The organism is Thermomonas sp., assembly GCF_041919455.1.
Classification (GTDB): Bacteria; Pseudomonadota; Gammaproteobacteria; order Xanthomonadales; family Xanthomonadaceae; genus Thermomonas.
The window spans coordinates 37,374-55,000 of sequence record NZ_JAYRTQ010000013.1 but is presented as its reverse complement, the minus strand read 5'-3'; the positions used below and the strand labels follow the sequence as shown (position 1 = coordinate 55,000).

The 17,627-nt window shown below is 66.6% G+C and carries 17 protein-coding genes; all 17 read left to right on the top strand.

Annotated elements, in window-relative coordinates; genetic code table 11:
• Positions 1 to 4 precede the first annotated feature (4 nt).
• The 17 genes from ACE3T8_RS10525 (at position 5) to ACE3T8_RS10445 (ending at position 17,621) form a co-directional block, all read left to right on the top strand.
• The gene (locus ACE3T8_RS10525) at positions 5 to 457 is read left to right on the top strand and encodes an SUF system Fe-S cluster assembly regulator (protein WP_374609143.1); all 453 of its coding nucleotides are present in this window, start codon (positions 5 to 7) and stop codon (positions 455 to 457) included.
• 29 nt (positions 458 to 486) lie between these two features.
• Positions 487 to 1,944: a Fe-S cluster assembly protein SufB gene (sufB, locus tag ACE3T8_RS10520; protein WP_374609156.1), complete on the top strand. Its 1,458-nt coding sequence runs from the start codon at positions 487 to 489 to the stop codon at positions 1,942 to 1,944.
• Positions 1,941 to 2,399, top strand: a complete 459-nt coding sequence (locus ACE3T8_RS10515; protein ID WP_374609142.1) for a lysozyme inhibitor LprI family protein — start codon at positions 1,941 to 1,943, stop codon at positions 2,397 to 2,399. The genes sufB and ACE3T8_RS10515 overlap by 4 nt, the downstream gene beginning before the upstream one ends.
• A complete protein-coding gene (gene sufC / locus ACE3T8_RS10510) occupies positions 2,383 to 3,147 on the top strand; it encodes a Fe-S cluster assembly ATPase SufC (RefSeq protein WP_374609141.1) in 765 nt (254 codons plus the stop codon). Before ACE3T8_RS10515 ends, sufC begins: the two co-directional genes overlap by 17 nt.
• Positions 3,147 to 4,436: a Fe-S cluster assembly protein SufD gene (gene sufD, locus ACE3T8_RS10505; protein ID WP_374609140.1), complete on the top strand. Its 1,290-nt coding sequence runs from the start codon at positions 3,147 to 3,149 to the stop codon at positions 4,434 to 4,436. The genes sufC and sufD overlap by 1 nt, the downstream gene beginning before the upstream one ends.
• Positions 4,433 to 5,668: a cysteine desulfurase gene (locus ACE3T8_RS10500; RefSeq protein ID WP_374609139.1), complete on the top strand. Its 1,236-nt coding sequence runs from the start codon at positions 4,433 to 4,435 to the stop codon at positions 5,666 to 5,668. Before sufD ends, ACE3T8_RS10500 begins: the two co-directional genes overlap by 4 nt.
• Positions 5,669 to 5,692: 24 nt before the next feature.
• Entirely contained in the window at positions 5,693 to 5,950 is a 258-nt protein-coding gene (locus tag ACE3T8_RS10495; protein WP_374609138.1) for a hypothetical protein, read from the top strand.
• 9 nt (positions 5,951 to 5,959) lie between these two features.
• Positions 5,960 to 6,499 (top strand): GNAT family N-acetyltransferase, encoded by a 540-nt coding sequence (locus ACE3T8_RS10490; protein ID WP_374609137.1) that lies wholly within the window; start codon positions 5,960 to 5,962, stop codon positions 6,497 to 6,499.
• Positions 6,496 to 6,837: a non-heme iron oxygenase ferredoxin subunit gene (locus ACE3T8_RS10485; protein ID WP_374609136.1), complete on the top strand. Its 342-nt coding sequence runs from the start codon at positions 6,496 to 6,498 to the stop codon at positions 6,835 to 6,837. The genes ACE3T8_RS10490 and ACE3T8_RS10485 overlap by 4 nt, the downstream gene beginning before the upstream one ends.
• A gap of 88 nt (positions 6,838 to 6,925) precedes the next feature.
• Positions 6,926 to 9,337, top strand: a complete 2,412-nt coding sequence (locus tag ACE3T8_RS10480) for a TonB-dependent receptor (RefSeq protein ID WP_374609135.1) — start codon at positions 6,926 to 6,928, stop codon at positions 9,335 to 9,337.
• A gap of 85 nt (positions 9,338 to 9,422) precedes the next feature.
• Positions 9,423 to 10,109, top strand: coding sequence for a Fe2+-dependent dioxygenase (locus ACE3T8_RS10475; protein WP_374609134.1), 687 nt, complete (start codon positions 9,423 to 9,425; stop codon positions 10,107 to 10,109).
• 229 nt (positions 10,110 to 10,338) lie between these two features.
• On the top strand, positions 10,339 to 12,729 hold the full coding sequence (locus ACE3T8_RS10470) for a TonB-dependent receptor domain-containing protein (RefSeq protein ID WP_374609133.1): 2,391 nt from the start codon (positions 10,339 to 10,341) through the stop codon (positions 12,727 to 12,729).
• 99 nt (positions 12,730 to 12,828) lie between these two features.
• The gene (locus tag ACE3T8_RS10465) at positions 12,829 to 13,464 is read left to right on the top strand and encodes a PepSY-associated TM helix domain-containing protein (RefSeq protein ID WP_374609132.1); all 636 of its coding nucleotides are present in this window, start codon (positions 12,829 to 12,831) and stop codon (positions 13,462 to 13,464) included.
• A gap of 40 nt (positions 13,465 to 13,504) precedes the next feature.
• Complete coding sequence (locus tag ACE3T8_RS10460; RefSeq protein WP_374609131.1) at positions 13,505 to 14,023, top strand: DUF2271 domain-containing protein; 519 nt, start codon at positions 13,505 to 13,507, stop codon at positions 14,021 to 14,023.
• A 26-nt stretch (positions 14,024 to 14,049) separates the two neighbouring features.
• The gene (locus ACE3T8_RS10455) at positions 14,050 to 14,922 is read left to right on the top strand and encodes a DUF4198 domain-containing protein (RefSeq protein WP_374609130.1); all 873 of its coding nucleotides are present in this window, start codon (positions 14,050 to 14,052) and stop codon (positions 14,920 to 14,922) included.
• A gap of 156 nt (positions 14,923 to 15,078) precedes the next feature.
• The gene (locus tag ACE3T8_RS10450; RefSeq protein WP_374609129.1) at positions 15,079 to 16,011 is read left to right on the top strand and encodes an FAD:protein FMN transferase; all 933 of its coding nucleotides are present in this window, start codon (positions 15,079 to 15,081) and stop codon (positions 16,009 to 16,011) included.
• The gene (locus tag ACE3T8_RS10445; RefSeq protein WP_374609128.1) at positions 16,008 to 17,621 is read left to right on the top strand and encodes a sulfite reductase subunit alpha; all 1,614 of its coding nucleotides are present in this window, start codon (positions 16,008 to 16,010) and stop codon (positions 17,619 to 17,621) included. The genes ACE3T8_RS10450 and ACE3T8_RS10445 overlap by 4 nt, the downstream gene beginning before the upstream one ends.
• The last annotated feature ends 6 nt before the right edge of the window (positions 17,622 to 17,627 follow it).

Here is a 17,627-nt window from a genome sequence, read left to right as displayed (position 1 = left end):
CGCCATGCTCCGCGTCACCAAGCTCACCGACTACGCCACCCTGATCCTGACCGTGCTCGCCGCGCGGCCGGGCGAGGTGCTCAGCGCCCCCGACCTGGCCGAACACGCCGGCCTGGAAGCGCCGACCGTGGCCAAGGTGCTGAAGCCGCTGGCCCAGGCAGGTCTGGTGGAAGGCTTCCGTGGTGCAAACGGCGGCTACCGGCTGGCCCGCGATGCCAGCGCGATCAGCCTGGTCGAGATCGTCGAGGCGATGGAAGGCCCGCTGGGCATGACCGAGTGCAGCCTGCACGACGGCCAGTGCGGCATCGAGCAATCCTGCGGCGTGCGCGCCAACTGGCGGCGGATCAACGACGTCGTCGCCGACGCCCTGCGCGGCATCAGCCTGGCGGAGATGCTCCGCCCTGCCCGGCCCCCGAACACCCGCAAGGCGATCGCCGCCCGCCTCGCGAACGCATGAGCAATCCGATGACCCGCCAGACCGCCATCATCGAAACCCCCGACGCCCCGCAGGAAAACGCGCAGATCCACGCGCGCCTGGGCCGCAAGTACGACGCCGGCTTCGTCACCGAGATCGAATCGGACTCCCTGCCGCCCGGCCTGTCCGAGGACATCATCCGTGCGCTGTCCGCGCGCAAGGACGAGCCCGAGTGGATGACGGAGTGGCGGCTGGCCGCCTACCGGCAGTTCCTGACCATGCCGGTGCCGCATTGGGCGAAGCTGGCGATCGATCCGATCGACCTGCAGTCGCTGAGTTACTACAGCGCGCCGAAGGGCCCGAAGTACGCATCGCTCGCCGACGTGCCGCAGGAATTGCTCGACACCTACGAGAAACTCGGCGTGCCGCTGCACGAGCGGGCGAAGCTGGCCGGCGTGGCGGTGGACGTGGTGTTCGACTCGGTCAGCGTTGGCACCAGCTTCCGCAAGGAACTCGCCGAGAAGGGCATCGTGTTCTGCTCGATGTCGGAAGCGATCCACGACTATCCCGAGCTGGTGCGGAAATACCTGGGAAGCGTGGTGCCGGTCGGCGACAACTATTTCGCCGCGCTGAACTCGGCGGTGTTTTCCGACGGCAGCTTCGTGTTCATCCCCAAGGGCGTGCGTTGCCCTATGGAACTGAGCACCTACTTCCGCATCAACGCGATCAACACCGGCCAGTTCGAGCGCACCCTGATCGTCTGCGAGGAATCCGCCTACGTTTCCTACCTGGAAGGCTGCACCGCGCCGATGCGCGACGACAACCAGTTGCATGCGGCGGTGGTCGAACTGGTCGCGCTGGACGATGCCGAGATCAAGTACAGCACCATGCAGAACTGGTATCCCGGCGACGAGAACGGCAAGGGCGGCATCTACAACTTCGTCACCAAGCGCGCGGAATGCCGTGGTGCGCGCAGCAAGGTCACGTGGACGCAGGTGGAAACTGGTTCGGCAATCACCTGGAAATACCCGAGCTGCGTGCTGCTGGGCGACGACAGCGTCGGCGAATTCCATTCGGTCGCGCTGACCCACCATCGCCAGCAGGCCGACACCGGCACCAAGATGATCCACGTCGGCAAGCGCACCAAGTCGAAGATCGTCAGCAAGGGCATCAGCGCGGGGCGCGGGCAGAATAGTTACCGCGGGCTGGTGAAAGTGGCGGCGGGCGCGGATGGCGCGCGCAACCACACCCAATGCGACTCGCTGCTGATCGGCAAGCAATGCGGCGCGCATACCTTCCCCTACATCGAGGTGAAGAACCCGACCGCGACCGTCGAGCACGAAGCGACGACGTCGAAGATCAGCGACGACCAGTTGTTCTATTGCCGCAGCCGCGGCATCGGCCAGGAAGACGCGGTCAGCCTGATCGTCGACGGCTTCTGCAAGTCGGTGTTCCGCGAACTGCCGATGGAATTCGCGGTGGAAGCGAAGAAGTTGCTGGACGTGAGCCTGGAGGGATCGGTGGGATGAAAACCCTGGCACTGCTGCTGTTGTTGCTGGTCGCCGGCCATGCGGCCGCCGGTGATGAACTTCGCTGCAATCCGGACGGATCGCAGAGCGAGATGAACATGTGCGCCCTCGACGATTTCGCTGCGGCGGACAAGGCGCTCAATGTCATGTATCGCGATGTCATGGCATGCAGCGCCGGCAACCCGGTGTTCGTCGGCAAGCTGAAGGATGCCCAGCGCCAATGGATCCGCTTCCGCGATGCCGAGCTGGCCGCGCGCTTCCCGGTCGGCCCGGGCGAGGACGAACGGATCGTGTACGGCTCGATGCACCCGCTGCTCTTCTACGGCGAGAAAACCAGATTGACCAGGGAGCGCACGCTGCAGTTGCGCACCTACATCGAAGACGTGGAACGGAACACGCATTGCGACCGCTCCCTGCTGAAGGAACCCGGGAACTACCATGCTGAAGATCGATAACCTCCACGCCACCGTCGCCGGCAAGGAGATCCTCAAGGGCCTCTCGCTGGACGTGAAGGCGGGCGAAGTGCACGCCATCATGGGACCGAACGGTGCTGGCAAGTCCACGTTGGGCAACATCCTGGCGGGACGCGAGGGCTACGAGGTCACTGACGGCAGCATCGAATTCGACGGCAAGCCGCTGCTGGAACTGGCGCCGGAAGAACGCGCCGCCGCCGGCGTGTTCCTGGCGTTCCAGTACCCGGTCGAGATCCCCGGCGTGAACAACACCTATTTCCTGCGCGCGGCTGCGAATGCGCAGCGCAAGGCACGCGGCGAGAGCGAACTGGACTCGATGCAGTTCCTGAAGAAGGTGCGCGAGAAGCTTGCGGTGCTGCACCTGAAGGACGAACTGCTCCATCGTGGTGTGAATGAAGGGTTTTCCGGCGGCGAGAAGAAGCGCAACGAGATCTTCCAGCTTGCCCTGCTGGAACCGAAGCTGGCGATCCTGGACGAGACGGATTCCGGCCTGGACATCGATGCACTGAAGTCCGTGGCCGATGGCGTCAACGCGCTGCGGTCGCCCGATCGCGCGTTCCTGGTCATCACCCACTACCAGCGCTTGCTCGACTACATCAAGCCGGACGTGGTGCATGTGCTGGCCGATGGCCGCATCGTCGAAAGCGGCGGCCCGGAACTGGCGCTGGAACTGGAAGAACACGGCTACGCCTGGCTGGAAGGCCGCAAGGCGCCGGGGCAGGCCGCCTGATGAGCGCGTTGCTGGATTCGTTCGCGACCGCGTTCGACGCGCTTGCCGCGCGCGATGCCGCCGGCCTTGGCGAGAGCCGCCGCAATGCCTTGGACAGCGCGCTGCGCGATGGCCTGCCCGGGCCGCGCAGCGAAGCCTGGAAGTACACCTCGGTGCGTGCGCTTGAACGCCGCGCGTTCGTTGCGCCGCCTGCAATCGCAACGGTCGATGCGGAAGCACTGGCCGCATTGACCAAGGCGATCCCGTCGCCGCGCATGGTCTTCGTCGATGGGCGCTTCGATGCCGGCAGCAGCGTGCTCGACGGATTGCCCGAAGGCATCGAAGCCTTGCCGCTGTCGCGCGTGCTGCACGAAGGTACGGCCCGCGATGCCAACGTCCTGCAGCGCCGCTATGCCGGGGCTGATCAAGTCTTTGCGGTGACCAATGCGGCGCTGGCCGAGGAAGGCGCAGTGATCCGCGTCGACCGTGCCATCGATGCGACACTGCACCTGGTCTTCGTCGCCACCAGCGGCGACATCGGCGTGCACCTGCGGCACCTCATCGACCTGCGCAACGACGCATCGCTGTCGCTGGTCGAGCATCACCTCGCATTGGGCGAAGACCGCGGCCTGGCCAACCATGTCGGCCACGTGCATCTGGGCCAGCGCGCGCGGCTCGCGCATGTGCGCCTGCAGGCCGCCGCCGCAGGCACCAGTCTGTTCGCGCGCACCGATGCCGTGCTCGCCCGCGAGGCCGACTACCGCCGCACCGACCTCGAACTCGGCGGTGCATTGTCGCGACACGAACTCAACGTGCGCCTGGAAGGCGACAAGGCGAACCTGCAGGCCGATGGGGTGCTGCTGGCCGATGGCCGCCGCCATGTCGACACCCGCCTCGGCATCGAACACATCGCCCGCGACACCACCTGCACGCTGGGCTGGCGCGGCATCGCCGGGCAACGTGGCCGCGTCGTGTTCCATGGCGGTATCGAGATCCGCGCCGGCGCCGACGGCAGCGAAGCCAACCTGTCGAACAAGAACCTGCTGCTCTCGGCCAACGCCGAGATCGACACCCAGCCGGTGCTGGAAATCCATGCCGATGAAGTGAAGGCCGCGCACGGCGCGACCGTCGGCCAACTGGATGCCAATGCGCTGTTCTACCTGCGCTCGCGCGGGCTGGGCGAAGCCGAGGCGCGCGCCTTGCTGACCGGCGCGTTCTGCCGCGAGATCGTGGCCGGCATCGAGGATGCCGCGACGCGCGCACTGTGCGAGGACGCGCTGGAACGCGCATTGGCACGGCTGGGCGCATGAACATGGATGCGACATTGCCCATCGACTGGGCACGCGTGCGCAATGACTTCCCGCTGCTCACGCGCCAGGTGCATGGCAAGCCGCTGGTGTACCTCGACTCCGCCAACACCGGGCAGAAGCCGGCAGCGGTGATCGAGGCGACCGACGACTTCTATCGTCGCCACAACGCCAACGTCAGCCGCGCGGTGCACACCCTGGGCAGCGAAGCCACCGAGGCCTACGAAGGCGCGCGTCGCAAGCTGGCCGCGTTCCTCAACGTGCAGCGCGACGACCTGGTGCTGTGCAGCGGCACCACCTTCGCGATCAACCTGGTCGCCTACTCGTGGGCGCTGCCGCGGCTCAAGGCAGGCGACGCGATCCTGGTCACCCGGATGGAGCACCACGCCAACATCGTGCCGTGGCAACTGGTCGCACAGCGCACCGGTGCGACGATCAAGGTCGCCGAGTTGTTGCCGGATGGGTCGCTCGACCTCGACGCGCTGCAGACCGCGATGACGCCAGACGTGAAGCTGCTCGCCATCGCCCATGTCAGCAATGTGCTGGGCACGGTGAATCCGGTCGCCGCGATCTGCCGCGAGGCGCGCAAGCGCGGCATCGTCACCGTCGTCGACGGCTCGCAGGCCGCGCCGCACATGACCGTGGACATCCCCGCGATCGGCTGCGATTTCTACGCGATCACCGGCCACAAGATGTGCGGGCCGACCGGTACCGGCGCGCTGTGGGCGCGGCGCGAACACCTGCAGGCGATGCCGCCGTTCCTCGGCGGCGGCGAGATGATCCGGGAAGTCCGCTTCGACGGCACCGTGTTCAACGACGCACCGCACAAGTTCGAGGCCGGCACGCCCAACATCGCCGGCTTCGTCGGCCTGGGCGCGGCGGTGGACTACCTGTCCACATTGGGCATGGACCATGTCGCGGCGCGCGAAGGCGAACTGCTGGCGCATGCCACCGAGGAACTGCACAAGGTCGATGGCCTGCGCATCTTCGGCGAGGCGAAGGACAAGGCGGCGGTGATCAGTTTCGTGGTCGAGGGCGCGCATGCGCATGACCTCGCCACCTTGCTCGACCTCGAAGGCGTTGCGGTGCGCTCCGGCCAGCATTGCGCGCATCCGCTGCTGCAGTGGTTCGGCGTAGCCGCGACCTGCCGCGCCTCGCTGGCGTTCTACAACACGCACGACGAGATCGACGCCTTCGTCGCCGCGCTGCGCAAGGTCCGCCGCCTGCTCGGCTAGACTCTGGCCGACACGGAGGCCGCGATGGACAACGACCCGCAGATCGCGCAACTGCTGCGCGAGATCCGCGACCAGCAACGCGAATCGCTGGCCCTGCAACGCGAGCACATCGCCGCGTTCAAGGCGCAGGTGGAACGCATCGAACGCCTGAACGACCGCACCGAATCGTTGCAGGGTCGCGCCGGCAAGGCGCTGAAGGCGTTGCTGTGGATCGTGCTCCCGCTGCTCGCGCTGGTCCTGCTGCTGATGGCCTGGCCCTATGCCCGCTACATGTTCGGATGAACCCACCCAATGACTGACCTGCACTTCCGCGCCGCCACCACTGCCGACCTCGACGCCATCGTCGCCTTGGTCACGTCCGCCTATCGCGGCGACAGCAGCCGCGCCGGCTGGACCACCGAAGCGGATTTCCTCGAGGGCAACCGCATCGACCCGGATGTCCTGCGTAGCGACATCGAACGGCCAGGCAGTCGCGTGCTGTTGGCGGAACAGGACGGGCAATTGCTGGCGTGCGCGCACGTGAGCGAAGAGGATGGTGCCGGCTACTTCGGCATGTTCTCGGTCGCACCCGGCCTGCAGGGCAGCGGCATCGGCAAGCAGGTGCTGGCCGAATGCGAACGCATCGCCCGCGAGGAATGGCGGCTGCCGGCGATGCGGATGACCGTGATCGATATCCGCGACAGCCTGATCGCGTTCTACGAGCGTCGTGGCTACCGCCGCACCGGCATCCTCAAGCCCTTCCCGTACGGCGACGACCGCTTCGGCCAGCCGCAGCGCGACGACCTGCGTTTCGAGGTGCTGGAAAAGTCACTGCAGGAAGCGACGGCGTGAGGGAGACGGTCTGGACCTACGTCTGCACCACCGCCGAGCTGCTGCCCGGCGAGATGAAGGTCGTGTTCGATGAGGTCACCCAGGCGCCGATCGCGGTGTTCAACCTCGACGGCACGCTGTACGCACTCGAGGATCGCTGCTCGCATGAGGATTTCGAGTTGTCCGCCGGCCATTTCGATGCCGCCGAGGGCAGCGTGGAGTGCGTGCTGCATGGGGCCCGGTTCGATGTCCGCGACGGCCGCGCGCTATGCGCGCCGGCCTACGAGCCGGTGGCCAAGTTCCCGGTTCGCAACACCGATGGGGTGGTTTTTACCCGGGACGATCGCGAAGACGCCTGATAATCGTTTGTATTTGAAAATGGGTCTCATTAGCATGGCGTCCTGAAGCGGCCAGCCAAGCGCCGCACGCCCTGCAACGAGGCCCCCCATGTCGAACACCCGTTCGCGCGCCCTGCTCGCGACCCGCTCAACGCTGACCCTGGCCCTGGCCCTGGCGTTGTCCAGCCCGGCGATTGCCAGCGATCCCGCCATCGAAACGGCCGCCGTTGCCGATCCCGCCATCACCGCCGATCCGCAGCAGAAGCCGAAGGACCTCGATTCGGTGGAAGTGATCGCCGAGCACCTCGACAAGCCCTCATCGACCAAGTACACCGAGCCGCTGCTCGACATCCCGCAGACGATCACCGTGGTCACCAAGACGGTGATGGACCAGCAGAACCTGATCGGCCTGCGCGACGTCCTCAGCACGCTGCCCGGCATCACCTTCGGGGCCGGCGAAGGCGGCGGCGGCTACGGTGACAGCATCAACCTGCGCGGCTTCAGCGCCAGCAACGACATCACCGTCGACGGCGTGCGCGACAGCGCGCAGTACACCCGCAGCGACAACTTCAACCTGGAATCGCTGGAACTGGTGAACGGCGCCAACTCGGCGATGTCCGGCGCGGGCTCGGTGGGCGGCAACATCAACCTGGTCAGCAAGACCGCGCATGCCGGCAACAACAATGCCTTCACCCTGGGTGTGGGCACCGACGGGATGGCCCGCCTGACCGCCGACAGCAACACCGAACTGTCCGATGGCGCGGCGTTGCGGCTCAATGCGATGGCCCACCGCAACGACGTGCCCGATCGCGACGTCGAGCAGTACGAACGTTGGGGCTTCGCGTCGTCGTTCGTGATGGGGCTGGGCTCCGACACCCGCTTCAGCGTCAACGTCCTGCACCAGCAGGACGACAACATCCCCGAATATGGCCTGCCCTACTTCGCCAGCCAGGGCGGCCTGCTGCCGGGCGTTGATCGCGAGAGCTACTTCGGCTACGCGAACGTCGATGTCCAAGACATCCAGGCCACCACCCTGACCGGCGTGCTCGATCACGACTTCAGCGACAAGGCCAGCCTGAGCACCCTCGCGCGCGTGCAGCGCGTCGACCAGTTGAGCATCGTCAACCCGACCCAGGGCACCTGGTGCCTCGACAACGGCATCAATCCCGCCACCGGCGCGACCTGCACCAGTCCCGGCACCTACCTGCCCAGCGGCCCGCGCGGAACCAGCCGCGATACCCGCAACGGACTCGCCGTGCTGCAAAGCGACCTGACCGTGCGCTTCGCCACCGGCGCGGTGGAGCATGCGCTGGTCGCCGGCGTGTCGCTGGCCAGCGAGACGTATTCGCTCGACAGCGGCAACGTGCAGCGCAATGCCAACGGCACCACCCCGACCTACCCGCTGATGGATCTGCACGATCCGAACAACATCTACGCGGGCCCGATCAACTACATCCGCACCGGCCTGACCGAAGGCGAACTGGAGAACCGCGCGCTGTATGTGTTCGACACCCTCAAGTTCGGCCCGCGCTGGGAACTGAGCCTGGGCGCGCGATACGAGAACAACGAGGGCAACACTGTCGCCAGCACGGTGTCGGGAACCGGCGCCAACATCGGTCAGATCACCACGCGCAGCGTGTTCGAGAACGAGGACGACCTGTTCTCGTACCGCGCCGGCCTGGTGTTCAAGCCGGTGGAAAGCGGCACCGTCTACCTGTCGTACGCCAACAGCAAGACGCCGTCGAAGGCCTCGGTGAACGGTGCGTGCACCGTCGCCACCTGCTCGGTGGATCCGGAGACCGCAGTCAACATCGAACTGGGCACCAAGTGGAACGTATTGAATGATCGGCTGATGCTGTCGGCGGCGGTGTTCCGTAACGACCGCACCAACTACAAGGTGGCCGATCCCGCCAACCCGAACAACCCCACCGGCCTGCAGCAGCTCGATGGCCAGGCGCGCGTCGACGGCGTGGCGTTGGGCGTCGCCGGCAATATCACCCGCGAGTGGTCGATCTTCGCCAACTACACCTACCTGGACAGCGAAGTGCTCAGCGGTGTGTCCGACTACTGCGCATCGCATCCGAACATCGGCCTGTCCGGCACCACGCCGGTCAACGTGGATGGGGTCAATTGCGCCAACAGTGCGTCGTTCCCGGATCCGCTCAAGGGCAATCCGCTGACCAATACGCCGAAACACTCGGCCAGCCTGTGGACCACCTACGAGTTGAACAGCTGGACCTTCGGCTACGGCGTGACCTACCAGGGCGAGTTCCACCTCAACAACAACAGCCTGCCGGCCACCAACCCGGTGACCAACACCACGCCCGCCGTGCTGTACATCGCGCCGGACTACGTGACCCATCGGGCGATGGTCGGCTATCAGGTCAACAAGCAGCTGTCCCTGCAATTGAACATCGACAACCTGTCCGACGAGCAGTACTTCACCCGCATCCGCAACAACGGCTGGGCCACGCCGGGCGCCGCGCGTTCGGCCACCCTCACCGCAGCCTACCGCTTCTGATCGCGTCGACCTGACCGAAATCAAGCGGGCCTGCGCCCCGTCCATTGCAGAATGGACGGGGCGCCTTCGTTGCGGGAACACCACCATGCTGCTGCAGATCCCCGATGTCCTCACCGCCGAGCAAGTCGCGCATGCGCGTGCGCGCCTGGATGCCGCGCCCTGGGCAGATGGCCGCGTCACCGCCGGCTATCAATCCTCGAAGGCCAAGGACAACGCGCAACTGCCGGAAGATTCGGCAGAGGCGCGCGAGCTCGGCGCACTGGTGCTGGACGCACTGGCGCGCAACAGCACGTTCTTCTCCGCTGCCCTGCCACGGCGCATCTACCCGCCGCTGTTCAACCGCTATGCGGGCGGGCAGTCGTTCGGCTTCCATGTCGACAACGCGGTGCGTTACGACCGCAGCCGTGGTGGCGCGGATCCGATTCGCACCGATCTGTCGGCCACGCTGTTCCTCAGCGCACCGGAAGACTACGACGGCGGTGAATTGATCATCGAGGACACCTACGGCACCCAGCAGGTCAAGCTGCCGGCCGGCCACCTGGTGCTGTATCCCGGCACCAGCCTGCACCGGGTCACGCCGGTCACGCGCGGCGCGCGGGTGGCCTCGTTCTTCTGGATCCAGAGCCTGCTGCGCGAAGACGCCCAACGCCGGCTGATGTTCGACCTGGACGTGTCGATCCGCACCCTGGCCCGTGACATGCCCGAGCATCCGTCGCTGGTCCAGCTGACCGGCGTGTACCACAACCTGCTGCGGCGCTGGGCCGAGACCTGACCCAGATCAAGCGGAACGAAAATCGTTTCCATTTGAGATACGTTCTCATTTAGAATATCCCCTGTTCACCGCCACTGTTGGCGTGCTGCCGGGATCTTCTGTTGCGTGACCTCGCCCTCTGGATGCCCGGCCGCTCCGCACACGCGTCGGCGCCTGCCGCGATGCATCGCGGCATCGACACGCCACGCGCCCTGTCCCGTGCCCTCCTGCTTCCAATGACCCCAAGATGATGACCAACACGCCTCGGACCACAGGCGCGTTTCGCCGCGCGCCGCTCGCCCTCGCCCTCGCCATCGCGTTCGCCACGCTGTCGGCGGCTCCCGCCCTCGCCCAGGCCGGACCCAGCGACGACGACGCCAAGACCCTCGATTCGGTGGTAGTCACCGCCGCCGGTTTCGAGCAGAAGATCACCGCCGCGCCCGCCAGCATCAGCGTGATCAGCCGCGAGGAGCTGGCCAAGCGCCCGTACATGACCCTGATCGACTCGGTGCGCGACCTTGAAGGCGTGGACGTGGGCGAGACCGCCGACAAGACCGGCCAGAAGACCATCAGCATCCGTGGCATGGGCGCGGACTACACGCTGATCCTCATCGACGGCAAGCGGCAGAACAACCACGGAGACATCTATCCGAATTCCTTCGGCGGCAACCAGTTCAACCACATCCCGCCGCTGGACATGATCGAGCGGATCGAAGTGATCCGCGGTCCGGCGTCGACGCTGTATGGCGCCGACGCGCTGGGCGGCGTGATCAACATCATCACCCGCAAGGTATCGGACCGCTGGCGCGGCTCGGCCACGATCAGCCGCAACCTGCAGGAAAACAGCGACTTCGGCACCGACAGCAGCCTGGACTTCGCGCTGATGGGACCGATCGCGAAGGACACGCTCGGCTTGGGCATCCGCGGCTCCTGGTATCGCCGCGATTCCTCCACGCCGGAATACGAAACGATCATCGCGCCGGACGGCATCACCTTCGAGCGCTCGCTGGGCTTCGGCGGCGGCGGCAAGACCGTGGACAACACCAACAAGAACGCGGGCATCACCCTCAGTTGGAAGCCGGGCGAGTTCCAGAGCATGCAGTTCGACTACGACATCTCGCGGCAGGTCTACGACAACACGCCGTACATCAACAACCTCGGCACGGAGACGTATCCGCTGGGCACGGTCGATGGCCTGGCCGGGATCTGGCGCGCGGCGCCGCAGGTGGGCTATTCCGCGGACCAGCGCTTCACCCGCGACCAGTGGTCGCTGACCCATGAAGGCCAATGGGACTTCGGCAACAGCTTCGTCTCGCTGGCGTGGATCGATACCGCCAACCACGGCCGCACCCTGCCGTTCACCGTGGAAGAGCGCCTGCTTCATCGCGATATCTACTGCAACAACGCGGCGACCTGCACCACCGGCGCGTATGCAGGCCAGACCCGCGCACAGCGCCAGGCGCTGGTGATCGAAACCTTCCTGCCACGCCCGAAGCGCACCATGGAAAGCCGCCAGTACACGCTGGATGCGAAGCTCGATATCCCGGTCGAAGGATGGGCCGGCGAGCATCGCTTCATCGTCGGTGGCCAGCTGATCAACGGTGAACTCGAGGACGGCGTGTTCGGCATGGAAGGCGGCAGCACCGGCAACGGCACCGTGCAGGAGCACGAAATGTGGTCCCTGTTCGCCGAGGACAACTGGAACCCGATCAAGCCGCTGACCATCACCCTGGGCCTGCGCCACGACGACCACAACCGCTTCGGTGGCCATCTCAGCCCGCGCGCGTACGCGGTCTACGAGATGGCGGGCGGCTGGACGATCAAGGGCGGTGTGAGCACCGGCTACAAGACGCCGAAGACCACCGACCTCTATGACGGCATCACCGGCTTCGGCGGCCAGGGCACCTCGCCCTTCGTCGGCAACCCGGACCTCAAGCCGGAAACCAGCGTCAACGGCGAGATTGCGCTGTACTGGGCGTCCGAAGGCGGCCACGACTTCAACGTGACCCTGTTCCGCAACGACTTCGAGGACAAGATCGACAGCGGCGAAGCGGTAGCCTCCTGCGACGTCACCAACGGCGTTCGGCCCTGCGTCAATCTTGGCGACTACGGGTTGCTCGGCTACGGCACGTACTCGCAGAAGATCAATATCGGCGAAGCGCGGATCAACGGTGCGGAAGTCGCGGGCCGCTACCAGCTGTCCGATGCCTTCACCGTGCGCGCCAACTACACCTTCACCGACAGCGAGCAACTCAGCGGCGCCGACCGTGGCCTGCCGCTGATGCAGTCGGCCAGGCACATGGCGAACGCGACCCTGGACTGGACCGCGACCGACCGCTTCAGCATGCAGCTGATCGGCGAAGCGCGTTCCAGGCGCTATCGCGGCAGCCGCGATGCCAGCGGCAATCCGAACTACTACCAGGACTACGAGGTCCTGCACCTGGCTGCGCAGTACCGCTTCAGCGAGGCGGTGTCGCTGTCGGCGCGGATCAACAACCTGCTGGACCAGGACTTCACCAGTTTCCAGACCGTGTTCACCCAGAACCCGACCACGCAGGTCTACACCGCGACCTACCTGGACGACTACAACAACAAGGACAAGGCACGGAACCTCTGGCTGAGCCTGAACATCCGTTTCTGATCGGGATGGCGCCCGCACCGGACGCACCCTCAATTGAGAGTGATTCGCATTCGTGATGTAATGGCACGCTGAAACCGCTTCCCTCGACCGAGTCCGCCGTTGTCCCCCACGCCTGCCCATTCGACCCAGCAGCAGCGCCGCGGCTACTGGCTGCGCATCCTGCACCAGTGGCACTGGATCAGCGCCGCCGTGTGCCTGGTGGGCATGCTGCTGTTCTCGATCACCGGCATCACCCTCAACCATGCCGCGCAGATCGAGGGCAAGCCAGAGGTCGTCACGGTCAACGACATCGTGCCGGCGACGTTGTTGAAGGCGCTGCCGGCGCGCGTGGAGGGCAACGCGCCGCTGCCGGTCGGCCTGAGCGGCTGGCTGCGCGACAAGCACGGCATCGTGGCGGGCGATCGCGAGGCGGAATGGTCGGAAGACGAGCTCTACCTGTCGATGCCGGGGCCGGGCAAGGATGCCTGGCTGAGCATCCAGCGCACGGACGGCGCGCTGGAGTACGAACGCACCGAACGCGGCACGCTGGCCTTCCTCAACGACCTGCACAAGGGCCGCAATGCCGGTACCGCATGGAGCTGGTTCATCGACGTGTTCGCGGCGGCGTCCATCGTGTTCACCGCGACCGGCCTGTTCCTGCTCTACCTGCACGGCCGCCAGCGTCGTGCCACCTGGCCGCTGGTGGCGCTGGGCCTGTTGATCCCATTGTTGCTGGCGCTGCTCTTCATCCATTGAATTCCCGCTGATCTCCCCCCGATTTCCAAGGCGAACATCCATGCGCGTTTCCGTTTCCATCGCCCTCGGCACCCTGCTGGTCGCGCCCGCGGCGCAGGCCGCCGACCTGTCGATCAATGTCGAGGTCCCGCGGATCAACGCGGCCGAATACCACCGCCCGTATGTCGCGATCTGGGTCGAAGACGCCGGCCAGAAATCCGTCGCCGACCTGGCAGTCTGGTACCAGCAGACCGAAGGCAAGGAAGGCCACGGCACCAAGTGGTTGCCGGACCTGCGCCAGTGGTGGCGCAAGAGCGGCCGCAGCCTGAAGGTGCCGGTCGACGGCATCACCGCACCGACCCGCCCGGTCGGCAAGCACGCGCTCAAGCTCGACCAGAAGCACCCGTCACTCGCCAAGCTGCCGGCCGGCAAGTACACCCTCGTGGTCGAAGCCGCGCGCGAAGTCGGCGGCCGCGAACTGCTGAAGATCCCCTTCGAATGGAAGGGCAAGTCGCCGTCCACCGGCAAGGCCCAGGGCAAGGAAGAACTCGGCCTGGTCACCCTCAGCGCCAAGCCCTGAATCGCACACGTCCCGGAGCACACCCCATGAAGCGCATCTCGATCCTCGCCGCCGTCATTGCCGCCGCACTCCCGTTCTCCGCCATCGCGCACAAGCAGTGGCTGGTGCCTTCGTCCACCGTGCTCGCCGGCAAGGATCCGTGGATCACCGTGGACGCAGCCGTGTCCAACACGCTGTACTTTCCGGACCACGTGCCGATGCGCTTGGACAACGTCGTGATCACCGCGCCGGATGGCACCACATCGAAGCCGCAGAACCCGGCAACCGGCAAGTACCGCAGTGTCTTCGACGTGCAGCTGGAGCAGCAGGGCACCTACCGCATCGCCAACGTCAACGCCGGTGTCTCCGCGCGCTGGGATACGCCGGAAAGCCTGGCCGCGGCCAAGGCGGCGAAGGATGCGCCTGCTCCCGCCGCGGGCGGCATGGGCAGCGCGGCGCGCGGCGGCATGCTGCGCAATGCCACCGCCGAAGACCTGGCGACCAAGATCCCGAAGGATGCCGTCAACGTGCAGGTGACCGAGGGGATCGGCCGCGTCGAGACCTTCGCCACCAATGGCAGTCCGAGCGACGTCGCGACGATCGGCAAGGGTCTGGAACTGGTCCCGGTCACCCACCCGAACGATCTGTTCGCGGGCGAAGCGGCAACGTTCCGCCTGGTCGTGGACGGCCAGCCGGCGGCCGGCCTGGAGATCGAGATCGTCCGCGGCGGCACCCGCTATCGCAACGCGCAGGAAGAGATCAAGGCCACCACCGACGCCAAGGGCGAGTTCAGCGTGACCTGGCCGGAAGCCGGCATGTACTGGCTGGAAACCGCGACCACCGACAGCAAGACCAGCGTGCCACAGGCCAAGCAGCGCCGCCTGAGCTACGTCGGCACGTTCGAAGTCCTGCCGCAGTGACCATGCACGTCCTTCTCCCTCCGGGAGAAGGTGGCGCGGAGCGCCGGATGAGGGTGCGATGAGCCGCTGATGCCAACGCATTGCCGAACCCTCACCCCAACCCCTCTCCCGAAGGGAGAGGGGCATGAATCGCTCCACACGCTCGGCGGCGAGACCATGGGCACGACCTGGAGCGTGCGGCTCGCTGCCGCGCGCAATACCGACCTGCATGCGCTGCATGCCGGCATCCAGGCGCAACTGGATCGCGTGGTCGCGCAGATGAGCACATGGGATCCCGCGTCCGATATCAGCGTGTACAACCGCGCCGATGCCGGCACGTGGCAGCGCATTCCCGATGAGTTCCACCGTGTGCTGGCCTGCGCCTTGCAGATCGCCGAGGCCAGCGACGGCGCATTCGATCCGACCATGGGTTCGCTGGTCAGGCTCTGGGGCTTCGGTGCCGATGCCGCGATTGATCACATGCCATCGATGGACGAACGCGAGCTGGTGCGCAGGAACATCGGTTGGCGCCGGATCCAACTGCGCGCTGGCGAATTGCTGCAACCCGGCGGCGTGCGCCTCGATCTCTCTGCGATCGCCAAGGGCTTCGGCGCCGATCGCGTGGCCGAACACCTGCGCGAGGTCGGCATCGGCGATGCATTGGTCGAGGTCGGTGGCGAACTCCACGGCGTCGGACGCAAGCCGGATGGTTCGCCGTGGCGGGTGCTGGTCGAGGCCGGCCCGGAGGAAGACGATCATTCGCTGGAACCGTGCGTGCTCGACCTCGACGGGCTTGCCGTGGCGACATCGGGCGACCGCTGGCACCACTACACCCGCCGCGACGAACACGGCGAAGAACACCGCTACACCCACACCCTCGATCCGCGCAGTGGTGCACCGGTCGAACACGCAGCGGTCGCGGTGAGCGTCATCGCCCGCGATGCCATGCATGCCGACGCCTGGGCGACAGCCCTGACCGTACTCGGTGAGACGGCCGGCATGGCCTTGGCCGAACGCGAAGGACTGGCCGTGCGCTACCTGGGCCGCGATGGCGACGGCCAGTTGCGCGAACGCATGACCGATGCGTTCCGGGTGCATCTCGCGCAATGAGCAGAACCTCGCGATTCGACGGTTCCGTCATCGGCCAGTGGCTGGTGGGATTGGCGCTCTTGTTGCTCTCATGGTGGCTGTTGCGATTGCAGGCGCGGTCGTGGCCGGCAGTGACGCCGCTGCTGGAACCGCGCGTAATCGCCGGGGTCGCACTCGCCGCATATGCCGCGTTCTGCGGCTGGATCGCGTGGCGCGGGCGCATGCCGCGGATCGTGGCCAACACGGATGGGCAGGCGCCGTGGCGCGTGATCCATGCCAGCCAGACCGGCTTCGCGCTGGAACTGGCCGAACGCACGGCACAGGCGCTGCGCGATGCTGGCCAGGCGGCCAGCGTGCACGACATCAACGCCATCGACCTGCACGCACTGCACGATGCGCATTGCCTGTTCATCGCCAGCACCACCGGCGAAGGCGATCCGCCCGACCACGCGATGGGCTTCGTCAAGCGAGTGATGGCGCAGCCGGCCGACCTGTCGCGCACGCGCTATGCGGTGCTGGCGCTGGGCGACAGCGAGTACGAGCAGTTCTGCGCCTTCGGCCGCGAGCTGGACGAGTGGCTGCACCGGCACGGCGCGCAGCCACTGTTCGACCGCGTGGAGGTGGACAATGCCGACCCCGCCGCGCTGCGCCACTGGCAACACCACGTCGGCGTGCTGAGTGGGCACACCGACCAGTCGGACTGGACCACGCCGCGTTACGAGCGCTGGACGCTGGCGTCGCGTCGCCTGCTCAACCCGGGCAGCGTGGGCGGCGAAGCCTGGCATATCGAACTGCAGGCGCCGGACGACACAGCATCCGCGTGGCAGGCCGGCGACATCGCCGAGATCGGGCCACGCAATGCGGCCAGCGACGTCGCGGCATTCCTCGAACGCCACGCGCTCGACGGCAATCGCATCGTCCGTCACGACGACCAAGACATGCCGCTTGCGGCGTTGCTGTCGCGCTCGCGATTGCCTGCCGCTGCATCGGGGCTGGATGCACGCGGACTGGCCGCCACGCTGCACGTCCTGCCGCATCGCGAATACTCGATCGCCTCGATTCCCGCCGACGGCCGCCTGCACCTGCTGGTGCGACTGATGCACCAGGACAACGGCACGCCCGGCATCGGCAGCGGCTGGCTGTGCCGGCACGCGATGGTCGGCGACGGCATCGACCTGCGCCTGCGCAGCAACCCGAACTTCCATGCACCACCGGCCACGCAACCGATGCTCCTGATCGGCAACGGCACCGGGCTTGCCGGCCTGCGCGCGCACCTGAAGGCACGCGAAGCCGCGGGCGCGACCCGCAATTGGCTGCTGTTCGGCGAACGCAATGCCGGTGCCGACCGCCTGCACGGCGACGAGCTGGAGGCCTGGCAGCGCCGCGGCGTGCTGGAACGGCTGGACCTGGTGTTCTCGCGCGACGGCCACCCGCAGCGCTACGTGCAGGATGCCTTGCACGCGAACGCCGAGGTGGTGCGCGCCTGGGTCGACCAGGGCGCTGCCCTGTACGTGTGCGGCAGCCTGGAAGGCATGGCGCCGGGCGTGGATGCGGCGTTGAACGAGATCCTTGGTCCATCGCGGATGACGGCACTCGCCGACGCCGGGCGTTATCGCCGCGACGTCTACTGATCTCGC

Coding starts and splice junctions, on each gene's coding strand:
- ACE3T8_RS10525 (WP_374609143.1), top strand. CDS start 5: ATGCTCCGCGTCACCAAGCTCACCGACTACGCCACCCTGATCCTGACC.
- ACE3T8_RS10515 (WP_374609142.1), top strand. CDS start 1,941: ATGAAAACCCTGGCACTGCTGCTGTTGTTGCTGGTCGCCGGCCATGCG.
- sufC (WP_374609141.1), top strand. CDS start 2,383: ATGCTGAAGATCGATAACCTCCACGCCACCGTCGCCGGCAAGGAGATC.
- sufD (WP_374609140.1), top strand. CDS start 3,147: ATGAGCGCGTTGCTGGATTCGTTCGCGACCGCGTTCGACGCGCTTGCC.
- ACE3T8_RS10500 (WP_374609139.1), top strand. CDS start 4,433: ATGAACATGGATGCGACATTGCCCATCGACTGGGCACGCGTGCGCAAT.
- ACE3T8_RS10495 (WP_374609138.1), top strand. CDS start 5,693: ATGGACAACGACCCGCAGATCGCGCAACTGCTGCGCGAGATCCGCGAC.
- ACE3T8_RS10490 (WP_374609137.1), top strand. CDS start 5,960: ATGACTGACCTGCACTTCCGCGCCGCCACCACTGCCGACCTCGACGCC.
- ACE3T8_RS10480 (WP_374609135.1), top strand. CDS start 6,926: ATGTCGAACACCCGTTCGCGCGCCCTGCTCGCGACCCGCTCAACGCTG.
- ACE3T8_RS10475 (WP_374609134.1), top strand. CDS start 9,423: ATGCTGCTGCAGATCCCCGATGTCCTCACCGCCGAGCAAGTCGCGCAT.
- ACE3T8_RS10470 (WP_374609133.1), top strand. CDS start 10,339: ATGACCAACACGCCTCGGACCACAGGCGCGTTTCGCCGCGCGCCGCTC.
- ACE3T8_RS10460 (WP_374609131.1), top strand. CDS start 13,505: ATGCGCGTTTCCGTTTCCATCGCCCTCGGCACCCTGCTGGTCGCGCCC.
- ACE3T8_RS10455 (WP_374609130.1), top strand. CDS start 14,050: ATGAAGCGCATCTCGATCCTCGCCGCCGTCATTGCCGCCGCACTCCCG.
- ACE3T8_RS10450 (WP_374609129.1), top strand. CDS start 15,079: ATGGGCACGACCTGGAGCGTGCGGCTCGCTGCCGCGCGCAATACCGAC.
- ACE3T8_RS10445 (WP_374609128.1), top strand. CDS start 16,008: ATGAGCAGAACCTCGCGATTCGACGGTTCCGTCATCGGCCAGTGGCTG.